General features: G+C 38.0%; 10 protein-coding genes. 2 read left to right on the top strand and 8 right to left on the bottom strand.

Annotated elements, in window-relative coordinates; genetic code table 11:
* The first annotated feature begins 82 nt into the window (after window positions 1-82).
* Window positions 83-1,165 carry a tyrosine recombinase XerS gene (xerS, locus tag PTI45_RS13540; RefSeq protein ID WP_069328130.1) on the top strand — a complete coding sequence of 361 codons (1,083 nt, stop codon included), beginning with the start codon at window positions 83-85 and terminating at the stop codon, window positions 1,163-1,165.
* A gap of 315 nt (window positions 1,166-1,480) precedes the next feature.
* Window positions 1,481-1,717, top strand: coding sequence for a hypothetical protein (locus PTI45_RS13545; RefSeq protein WP_069328131.1), 237 nt, complete (start codon window positions 1,481-1,483; stop codon window positions 1,715-1,717).
* A 200-nt stretch (window positions 1,718-1,917) separates the two neighbouring features.
* Here the strand turns inward: PTI45_RS13545 and hemG are convergent, their stop codons facing one another.
* From hemG to PTI45_RS13585, 8 genes are all read right to left on the bottom strand, one after another.
* A complete protein-coding gene (gene hemG / locus PTI45_RS13550; protein ID WP_069328132.1) occupies window positions 1,918-3,384 on the bottom strand; it encodes a protoporphyrinogen oxidase in 1,467 nt (488 codons plus the stop codon).
* A 17-nt stretch (window positions 3,385-3,401) separates the two neighbouring features.
* Window positions 3,402-4,499 carry a TIGR04053 family radical SAM/SPASM domain-containing protein gene (locus PTI45_RS13555; protein WP_069328133.1) on the bottom strand — a complete coding sequence of 366 codons (1,098 nt, stop codon included), beginning with the start codon at window positions 4,497-4,499 and terminating at the stop codon, window positions 3,402-3,404.
* A 14-nt stretch (window positions 4,500-4,513) separates the two neighbouring features.
* Window positions 4,514-5,227: a YwiC-like family protein gene (locus PTI45_RS13560; protein WP_083243533.1), complete on the bottom strand. Its 714-nt coding sequence runs from the start codon at window positions 5,225-5,227 to the stop codon at window positions 4,514-4,516.
* Between the two features lie 21 nt (window positions 5,228-5,248).
* Window positions 5,249-6,265 (bottom strand): GTP 3',8-cyclase MoaA, encoded by a 1,017-nt coding sequence (gene moaA / locus PTI45_RS13565; protein WP_069328134.1) that lies wholly within the window; start codon window positions 6,263-6,265, stop codon window positions 5,249-5,251.
* A 45-nt stretch (window positions 6,266-6,310) separates the two neighbouring features.
* Window positions 6,311-7,828: a nitrate/nitrite transporter gene (locus tag PTI45_RS13570; protein ID WP_069328135.1), complete on the bottom strand. Its 1,518-nt coding sequence runs from the start codon at window positions 7,826-7,828 to the stop codon at window positions 6,311-6,313.
* 162 nt (window positions 7,829-7,990) lie between these two features.
* Window positions 7,991-8,638, bottom strand: a complete 648-nt coding sequence (locus PTI45_RS13575; RefSeq protein WP_069328136.1) for a response regulator transcription factor — start codon at window positions 8,636-8,638, stop codon at window positions 7,991-7,993.
* 16 nt (window positions 8,639-8,654) lie between these two features.
* Entirely contained in the window at window positions 8,655-9,671 is a 1,017-nt protein-coding gene (locus tag PTI45_RS13580; RefSeq protein WP_175425183.1) for a sensor histidine kinase, read from the bottom strand.
* Between the two features lie 35 nt (window positions 9,672-9,706).
* Window positions 9,707-10,165, bottom strand: coding sequence for a GAF domain-containing protein (locus PTI45_RS13585; protein WP_069328168.1), 459 nt, complete (start codon window positions 10,163-10,165; stop codon window positions 9,707-9,709).
* Window positions 10,166-10,187: the final 22 nt, after the last annotated feature.

The following is a 10,187-nucleotide window of genomic DNA, read 5'->3' on the forward strand; positions in this document are numbered from 1 at the left end:
AAAGAAGCAAATCATTTCCAATTGAAGAAACCTATGATTCTCTTTGATTTATGCTACAATCGGGGTAGAGGTGAGTATCCACATGAGTATCCAAAAAATAGCAGATCGAGCGAAATTAGATCAAAAATTGCCTTCTATGCCGTGGTTTGTAGAGCAATTTATGAATTATAAATTACCAGATCTTTCTCCGTCTACACTGTTAGAGTACATACGCGATTATGAATCTTTTTTCGGTTGGATGATTGTTGAAGGGTTATCGACAGCTACCCATTATACACAAATACAATTAATCGAATTGGAAACGTTACGGATGGAAGATATTACGAATTATCGTCTTCATTTAACGACTCGAACAGAAGGTACCAATACAAGAGTAACTGTATCACGCAAATTATCGTCTCTTCGCTCACTATTTCATTATTTAAGCCAGATTGCTGAAGATGATAATTTTTATCCTTTGCTCAAACGTAATATTATGGCAAAAGTCGAAGTCAAACGAATGCACAAACCCAAAGATACAGCTGCCAAATTAAAAGGTAAAATTTTAGAAGAAGATGAATTACTGGAATTTGTCGGTTATATTCTGGAAGGTTATCGTGAAGATATTGCTACGAATAAGCAAGCATTATACTCTTACGAACTGAATCGTGAACGTGATGCCTGCATTACTAGCCTTATTTTGAATTCAGGCTTGCGGGTATCTGAAGTGGTTAATCTCAATTTGGTTGATCTGGATCTCAATCAGAAGTTAATGTACGTATCTCGTAAAGGTAATAATGATGAGACATTCAAAACACCCATTTATTTCCGTGAGCAAGCCAAAGACGAGATCAAAACTTATCTAGAATTACGTGAAACACGCTATCGTACGCCTAAAAAAGAAACAGCGTTATTTGTTGCTCGTCCGAATGGACAATCTTCTGGTAAGCGCATGACCAAGCGCGCTATTCAAGCCATGATTATGAAGTATGCAAAGAGTTTTGGTAAACCGTATCTGACTGTACACAAATTACGTCATTCGTTTGCGACAGATTACTATTTACAAAATGATATTTATAAAACCAAAGAGCAGCTCGGACATGCTTCTACGGAAACAACAGAAATCTATGCTCATCTTACCGATAAAACGATGTCTGAAGCGATTGAGAAACGAACGGATCTATAATATTCGTACTTTTACTGTTCCATTTCACAATATCTGAGGAGGCATATTAACCATGTTACGATTAAATGCCGTACGAACAGGTTTAAAAGTGGAAAGAACCGCCAGATTCGCTTCTATCCGCGTTAATGCAGAAGGCGATGCTTTACTGGAAAAGGTAATCAACCCGTAGCATGATCTGCTAAATGCTGACTATTCACAAGACGTACATGTATTGTTATCTTTTGTCTGCAACTGAATAGGTGATTGTTTGAGTATCGTTTATTCTCGGTTAATAAATAACAGATGTAAAAATATAATTATTAAGGAGGACATATAATGGATTCCCCTGATAAACATGTGATTACAAGCCGAGAAGAGCGTGAACGTATCGGTCGTCAGACCAATGCAGGTTTTGCTCGTGTCGAAAATGCCGATGCGAAAGAAGATGAAAGTCATATTCTGCTACAACCAGCAGCTCCTGAGTTAACAGAAGAAGAAATCAAAAAACGTGTAGGTGCTGGCAATTTTGAGTCTGCTAAAGATGATGGCCAACACAACTCGGTTAATAGTTAATTATTTTCAATATACTTAACAATTCAATGTATATGAAATACAACAAAATAGTATATCTTCAATACATTCATAAAAATATGCTGCGAAAACACCCTAACTCATTGTCATATGAATTAGGGTGTTTTTTTATGGTTAAACAACTCTTTATTCAATGGGTTTATTCTATATTAGACAACGCATAATGATGATTCCATTACTTTTTAGCTATTGGTCTGTATATGTTGTATAACTTGTTCTGCTGTTTTTTTAGCATGTGCAATACAATCTGGAATCCCTACTCCATCGTATCCCCCTCCAGATAACCATACACCCGGCATCTGTTGTGCCAGTTGTCTGCGAAGTAAATCCATTTGTTGACGATGATCTAATGGATACTGTGGCATAGATTGAATACAACGACTGATTTCGATCAGTTGTGGTTGGGCTTCGATACCGAGCAATTCTTGCAAATCTTGACGGGCAGCGGTGACCAACTGCTCATCAGTCATATCTACCCATTCTTCTGCTCCAGCACGACCGATATAGACACGTAACAAGACCTGATCTGTAGGCGCAGTATGATTCCATTTGATTGATGAGATTGTACATGCCGTAATCATTTTCCCTTCTTTACGTGGTACTAGAAATCCAGGACTTCGCAATGATTCTTTGAGCACAGTATAAGGGAAAGCTAAAGCTATATTCGCAACAGAGACATAATGAATATGTTGTAAGTGCTCTGTATTAGGGACATGTGCAAATATATGAGCCGCTGCATATGCAGGTATGGTGGAGATGACTTGATCGGCTTCAATCTCTTCTCCATTATCTAGTATAAGATTATACTGTTGATGATATTTTTGCACAGAACGAACACTTTCTCCTAACCTGAAATGAACAGATTCCAGATTCTTTTTTAACTGCTCAATGAGGTAAGATAATCCACCCTTATAAGAAAGAAACATACTTTTAGGAATAGATGGTGATTGATTGGTTGTAGCAGATGAAGGTTTTGGGGATTCTGATACATTCGTTGACACTTTTCTTTTTTTTCCACCGATCATTCCTTTAATAAGACTACCATGTTGCTGTTCCATCTGCTGAAATTGTGGGAATGTTGCTGTAAGACTGAGTGACCTTGTATCGCCTGCATAGATGCCCGCTAGTAAAGGTTCAGTAATCTGTTCCAGCACTTCTTTGCCCAAGCGCCGTTCAATAAAGTTACCTAGCGATTCATCTTGCTCTCCTTGTCGTGCTGGAATCACTAGATCAAATAAGGCTCTCACTTTACCAAGCGGGGAAATAAGTCCTGTTTTGATAAAAGGGGTAATCTGTGTCGGTATCCCTAATACAAATCCCATTGGCATCGGGTGTAACTTACCTTTGTGAAGAATACGGGTAATCCCTGCTTCTGGATTGGTAGCTACAAGTTGATCTTCTATATGCAATAACTTTGTTAATTCTAAAATGGCTGGTTTGCGAGCTAAAAAAGCATCCGGTCCTTTTTCAATAGTAAATCCATTCCGTTTGACCGTATGTAACTTGCCACCTAACCGATTTTCTTTTTCAATCAATGTAATCTCGACAGGAATTTGTTGTTCATTTGCGATTTTTTTCACATAGTAAGCCGCACTTAAACCACTAATGCCCCCGCCTAAGATAACGATCTTTTTTGTTTTTGTAGTCATCGTATGTGCTCTCCTCTTTAGTTCTGTGGAATATATGAGCAATAAGGATCGCTTTCTAGATAATCGCCTGTCACTGCGAAAGCTCTTGCTCTTGAGCCACCACATCTTTGTTTGTATTCACAGACTCCGCATTTACCTTTGAGTAATGATTTATTACGCAGATTTTGCATAATCGGTGAGTATTGATAAATATCAGCCAAAGATTGCTCCTTTATATTTCCACATGAAAGAGGTAAAAATCCGCTAGGATAGACTTCGCCTGTATGACTAATAAATACAAATCCATCTCCATCATTAACCCCTTTTGGAGCACGACCTAATGTATCTGATTTTTTGAAAGGAAGTTGCTGTTGTGAAGATAATGTAGCTTCTGCTTGTGCCAAAACATTTTGCTGAATCACTACTCTACGATAATGGGGCGCTTCGGTTGCTTTAACTCCAAAAGGCATATGTTGTTGCATCTGATATAACCACTTCATTACTTCGTCATGCTCATCCGGTGTAATCATATCTTTTTGCATACCACGACCTGTAGGAATAAGAAAAAATAAGCTCCACAAAACAGCTTTCATCTGGCGCACTTGCTCTGCAATCTGTGGAAGATCATGCAGATTATATCGAGAGACTGTCGTATTGATCTGAATCGGAATATGATATTCTTGCAAATATTGAATACCTTTCATTGTACGATTATACGAACCTGGTGTACCGCGAAAGTGATCATGAATCTGGGCATTCGAACCGTCCAAGCTAAATGCCCACCGTGATAACCCTATTTCTTTGGCTCGAGCGACAGCATGGCGAGTCACTTTAGGCGTAGCACTAGGTGTCATCGAGACAGGCAGTTTCTTTTCTTCAATCGCATATTGAGCTAATTCATACAGATCAGGACGCATCAATGGATCGCCACCTGTAAATACAAATAGAGGATGATTCATCTCAGCAATTTGGTCAATTAACTGCTTACCTTCTGCAAAAGTCAATTGATTAGGATCGGGGTGATATTGAGCTTCAGCTCTGCAATGAAGACATTTGAGTGCACAAGCACGTGTTACTTCCCAGATCACGATAAATGGATATTGATCATAATTCGCTGTATTCATGCTAGGTAGCATTTGAAGCTCTCCTTTTAGGAATAAAGAATAGTGATCGAAACATAAAGAAGGACTGCAAAACATATCTCTATTATTCCTACATGTTTAGATTTTAATTTGAAATGAGGCAATATAATCGATCTTAATAACAATAGCGCAAAGCTGATTATCAACCCTATATTCATCCAACTGACCAACCCGCAGATGACGATATGATAAAAGATAGAACCGATATAATAATGGACATTTCCTCGTTCTCTGAGCATCGTTTTGACATATAATGCTGTTCCAACAAAATAAAGCACAGCAATTACAAATAGAGTCGTTGCTAGTCGCCAATCGGTCGTTCTACCTATATACATCACAGGATAGATAAATGAACAAAACATAACGATAGCGATCATATCATTGATCAACGCCCGTTCATTGCGTGTACGAGCATAATACATATTAAGCACAAAACATATTCCTAAAAAGATACCGTACCCGATAAGATCAGGTTGATATATTAATAATAGACTGAGTACAGGTATAGATAATCCTGCATATACCAGAGCAGGTTGACGGTATTTGTAGGCTTTACCCGTTTTGATCCATTGCAATACAGGGAAGCTTAATAAATACAATAGCAACCAGCTAATAAATAACAAAATATGAAGCGACTGTCCTCCAAAAGCGACTAATCCGAATAAAAAAGGAAGAATAAGCATGACCCATGCACCGTGCTGATTAGGAATATAACGATTCACTTCCCAACCTCCTTTTCTTACTTAACCACCGATATAAGACATACTTATTTTAGGTCTGGATACAGCAGTCTGAGCTGTACGCTCATCGGAATAACGATCTTTGCGCTGTGTCCATGTCTGCACAATAGCTTGTAGTAACGTATGATCATCTGCTCCATGACGTAACAAATCACGAAGATCTAATCCTTGAGAAGCAAATAAACAATTATAAAATGTACCGTCTGACGATAATCGTCCGCGCGTGCAAGAAGAGCAAAAAGATTCAGATACCGAAGTAATAAATCCAACCTGTGCATCGCTTTCAGCATAACGGTAATATTTCGCTACTTCGCCAAAGCGAGTGGGTTCAATAGGTTCTAGCTGAAAAGATTGTTGTAACTTTTGCAAAATGTTTTGCTTGGTCACTACCTTTTGGAAACTCCAACTATTATCATTGCCCACATCCATAAATTCGATAAACCGTAATGTAATTCCACAATTTTTGAAATATTGAGCCATCGGTATAATCTCAGCATCATTCACATTTTTTTGGACAACCATATTTATTTTGATTTTAAAGCCTATTTGCTGAGCATAATGAATTTGTTTTAATATATGATCTGTCGGAATTCCTCTACCGTTCATTTGTCCAAATAATTTAGGATCAAGTGCATCCAGACTAATGTTCAATCGTCTTAACCCAGCATCGTATAAAGATTGTGCTTGCTTCCCTAGCAATGTACCATTGGTCGTTAATCCCAGATCTTTGATCTCAGGGATTTGCTTAATAGCAGCCACGAGTACAGGAAGATCATTTCTTAGCAAAGGTTCTCCACCAGTCAGACGAATCTTAGACACTCCTTGAGAAGCGAATAAAGATACCAATCTCATGATTTCTTCAAAAGACAACAATTCATCTTTGTGCATAAAAGCACAATCTGTTCCGAAAATTTCTTTGGGCATACAATAAGAACAGCGAAAATTACAACGATCTGTAACGGATATACGCAAATCTTGAATAGGTCGTCGATATTGGTCTGTTAATAGATAACTTTGCATAACCATCTTCCTTCCACTATACCGGTGTACTAGCCTAGCATGATTTTATACTTTGTCTGTATTTTTCAAAAATTGTTCATTCGTCAAATCACTAAATGTAGCAACATAACGCACATCTTCGCCTGTCTCATCTTTGACAGCACTAATATTTAGCCATTGTAGATATTCTTCTCCATTTTTACGCTTATTCCAGATCGTGCCTTGCCAGCTGCCTTGTGCTTTAATTTTTTGCCACATTTGATGATAGAACTCTTTTGATTGTCGTCCTGATTTGAGAATACTTGGTTGGTGATGAATCACTTCATCTTTGGTATAACCGGTCAATGCTGTAAATGCAGGATTAACTGTCTGAATCTGACCCTCTACATCGGTTACCATAATCCCTTGCCCTGTAGAATCGAACACTTCAGAGGACATCGCCAATCGACCCTGATAATGTAACCAGACGGCAAGTACCAGACTAACTAATGCCACTTGAGATAATAACATAAATCCGATAGAATACTGCCCGGTCATTGAATGAATAGCTGCTAACATCAAAGGCGGGAAAAATCCACCCAGACCACCCATCATAGAGACAATACCGTTAGCAATACCTGCTTGTTTATTAAAGTAGAACGGCACTAATTTGAAAATAACGCCATTACCGATACCAGCCGATAGTGCAATCGCCAGACAACCGATCGTATACATATGAATTGATGGTGAAAAAGCGAGGATAATTGCTGCTACCGTATAAATCCCAAACGTCATCATTAACAATAATAATGGTTTAAATTTATCCCCTAACCATCCTCCAATAGGACGGAAAAAAGTAGCAACTGCGATAAAACCTGCTGTTCGCATTCCAGCATCTACTTTGGTGAGATCAAAATTCGATACTAAAAAGTTAGGTAAATAAACGGTAAAAGCTACAAATGAACCAAATGTTATAAAGTAGAATAAGGAGAAAAACCACAGTTTTTCATTTTTATAAATGCCTTTAATCTGTTCTATAATAGGTGTTTTCACTTTTGGTTCATGACGATCTCCAAGAAAAGCATTAAGTAAAATAAAAATTAACAATAGAATTAAGTATAATTTTACGGTTAAAGACCAGCCGATTTGAGTCGCAATAATCGGAGCAGAAAAGGTTGTAATCGCAGTCCCCAGGTTGCCTATACCATAGATACCGTTGACAAATCCATGCTTTTCTTTGGGATAATACTTAGGTAAAGAAGTCACCCCTACCGAGAATACAGCGCCCCCGATGCCTAAAAATAATCCTCCAATAATCAAATCTGTAAATGTAGAAGCTGCACTGATATAGTACACAGGAAATAATAATAAAACAAAACTAACTCCAAAAATCACTCTTGCTCCAAAAATATTAGCGTAATACCCGAGTGGAATCCGTAACACAGAACCAAGTACTACGGGTAGAGCTGTCACAATAGCAAGTTTACTTGTAGGAATCTGGATGTCTTCTCTGATAAAAGGCATCAACGAAGAAATAATCACCCAGACCATAAAACCAACAATCAGATTTAAAGTTTGTAATGGTAACTGCACTTTTTTAATCATCTCATTCACCCTTCGAACATGTTATCAATCTATGATAGATATTTATCTATGCTTTTATTGTAACGAGGCGAACGTTATTCTTATATAAGGGAACGCCCTCTATGATGTAGGGTAAACCCTCAAAAAAATAAAAAAAGCACCCGTAGGTGCTTTCTTTGCATGTTAAAAGTCTAATAGCTTCTTTTTGAGCGCATATTCGACCAATTCTGGTCTGTTTTTCAAATTTAATTTTTCCATAATTTTAGCTTTATGCGCTTCTACTGTTTTCACCGAAATAAATAGCTTTTCGGCGATTTCTTTATTACCATATCCTTTGGCGATCAATGGTAGTATTTCGAGCTCTCGCTTGGATAGAAGTTCAAATACATCTCCTGTAGACGATGTACTGTCTTTTTTCACAAATTCACGTACCAATGAAGTAGCAAGCTTGGGATGAATATACGTTCCTCCCGTATAGATCGTACGTATCGCCAAAAGAAGTTCTTCATCCGGTGCATTTTTCAGTACATATCCTGAAGCCCCATGACGCAATACATGAAATAAATACTCATCATCATCATGCATTGTCAAAATAAGAATCTGTGTATCTGCATAATCTTCTTTAATTTTACCTACAGCAATAAGCCCGCTCTCTCCAGGAGGCATACTCAAATCCATAATTAATATATCCGGTTGATGTTTTGCTACCATCGTGTAAGCTTCGATACCGTCTGCGGCTGTAGCTACTACTTCCATATCTTCTTGAAAATTCAAGATCATCGCAAATCCACTACGTACGATTGCATGATCATCTGCAATAACTATTCTCATCAAGCAATCCTTTCCTCTAATCCAATATAGAAATTTGTAAATGAATTTTGGTTCCTTTTCCCGGTGTAGCATATATATTGACTATACCGCCGACCAATTCGGCACGTTCTCTGATTCCATATAATCCAAGCCCTGTCCCTATAGGGTCACTGCCTATTTCAAAACCAATACCTTCATCTTCAACGATTAGCTGTAACAGCTTATTTTGTTCATAGATTGATACTTTGATCTTATCGGTTTGTGCATACTTAAGTGCATTCAGTACAGCTTCCTGACAGATCCGATAGATCACTGTTTCGATCTCGCTGCTATATCGTTTCTGACAAAGCGTCGATTCAAATTCAACCGTAAATCCATAACTTTCTTGCAATCGTTTGAAATGAGAGCGAAAAGCGGCTTCCAGTCCGAAATCATCCAAAGCGGCTGGGCGAAGTTCCACGGCTAAGTTACGAATATCATCCAGCAATCGTGTCATTGAAGCTTCAGTATGCTTCATTTTTTGCAATAAGGTGGTATCTTGGGTCATATATTTAAATACACGAAGGTCAATCAGCGCACTCATCAATTCTTGAGCGACACTATCATGAAGCTCACGTGATATCCGTTTACGCTCATTTTCCTGTGCTTCGATCACATGCTTCATCATCGTATTTTGATAAAACTTTTCTTGCGTTTTAAATTGAGTGGTCAAATCTTTGAGCATAAACGCATACAATTGTTGATCAGAATCGATCACATGATATGAAGCGGCATAAGAGACAATCCCTTTGCCTTTCGTATCCAGATAGACTTGAAAAGAAGAAAAATCATCGACATCCGGTGCGTTGAAATAACAGGTCAAACATGTTCTAAGCTCAGTCTCACTCATATAGCCACGACATACTCCACAAATTGCATTCGCTTGACCGCTATACAACTGTTCCAGTACATCATCTGCTACAATTTCTTCAGCTGCTGGATTCATCGCTAATACTTTCCCATGTTGATCAAAAAAGAAAATAGCTTCCATACTATTTTCGTACAATTTAGCCATTAGTGAGTTTATCGAATAATTAGGGTTAGATATACTCAACTTAACTTCAGTTCCTTTCCATTTAAAGTTCCGATTCCTTGATGTGCCAATTCGTCTAACTGGTGCAGCATCTCTATAGTGACACGTTGTTCATTACGAAATCCGCCAAGTAACACACCAGCGACACGATTATCATTCCACAAAGGAACAGCCACCAGACTTTTAAGTTTTTCCATTCTAACGATCGGATAGTTAAATAGTAATTCATTATCTATATGCTGGGCGACATTTTCGATAATCATCGGTTTTCCTGTTTTGAATACAATCCCAGCTATACCTCGGCCGGATTGAAGAACGATTCCTTTAAAGCAATCATTCAAATTACCAGTAGCGTATTTCCATTTGATCACATAGTGGTATTCTGCTGATTCAGCTAAGGCAAGCGACATAAAATCATATCCTAACCATTCACGGAATTGATCAAGCTCTTGCTGATAATCCACTCTATTTTTCATCATATATTGGCCCCTAATAATA

It is taken from the genome of Paenibacillus nuruki (assembly GCF_001721045.1).
GTDB classification, from domain to species: domain Bacteria; phylum Bacillota; class Bacilli; order Paenibacillales; family Paenibacillaceae; genus Saccharibacillus; species Saccharibacillus nuruki.

What these genes read in the sequence shown, in the direction of transcription:
- PTI45_RS13570 (WP_069328135.1), bottom strand. Translation starts at nt 7,828, where the DNA reads ATGATTAAAAAAGTGCAGTTACCATTACAAACTTTAAATCTGATTGTT.
- xerS (WP_069328130.1), top strand. Translation starts at nt 83, where the DNA reads ATGAGTATCCAAAAAATAGCAGATCGAGCGAAATTAGATCAAAAATTG.
- PTI45_RS13580 (WP_175425183.1), bottom strand. Translation starts at nt 9,671, where the DNA reads ATGGCTAAATTGTACGAAAATAGTATGGAAGCTATTTTCTTTTTTGAT.
- hemG (WP_069328132.1), bottom strand. Translation starts at nt 3,384, where the DNA reads ATGACTACAAAAACAAAAAAGATCGTTATCTTAGGCGGGGGCATTAGT.
- PTI45_RS13575 (WP_069328136.1), bottom strand. Translation starts at nt 8,638, where the DNA reads ATGAGAATAGTTATTGCAGATGATCATGCAATCGTACGTAGTGGATTT.
- PTI45_RS13545 (WP_069328131.1), top strand. Translation starts at nt 1,481, where the DNA reads ATGGATTCCCCTGATAAACATGTGATTACAAGCCGAGAAGAGCGTGAA.
- moaA (WP_069328134.1), bottom strand. Translation starts at nt 6,265, where the DNA reads ATGCAAAGTTATCTATTAACAGACCAATATCGACGACCTATTCAAGAT.
- PTI45_RS13585 (WP_069328168.1), bottom strand. Translation starts at nt 10,165, where the DNA reads ATGAAAAATAGAGTGGATTATCAGCAAGAGCTTGATCAATTCCGTGAA.
- PTI45_RS13555 (WP_069328133.1), bottom strand. Translation starts at nt 4,499, where the DNA reads ATGCTACCTAGCATGAATACAGCGAATTATGATCAATATCCATTTATC.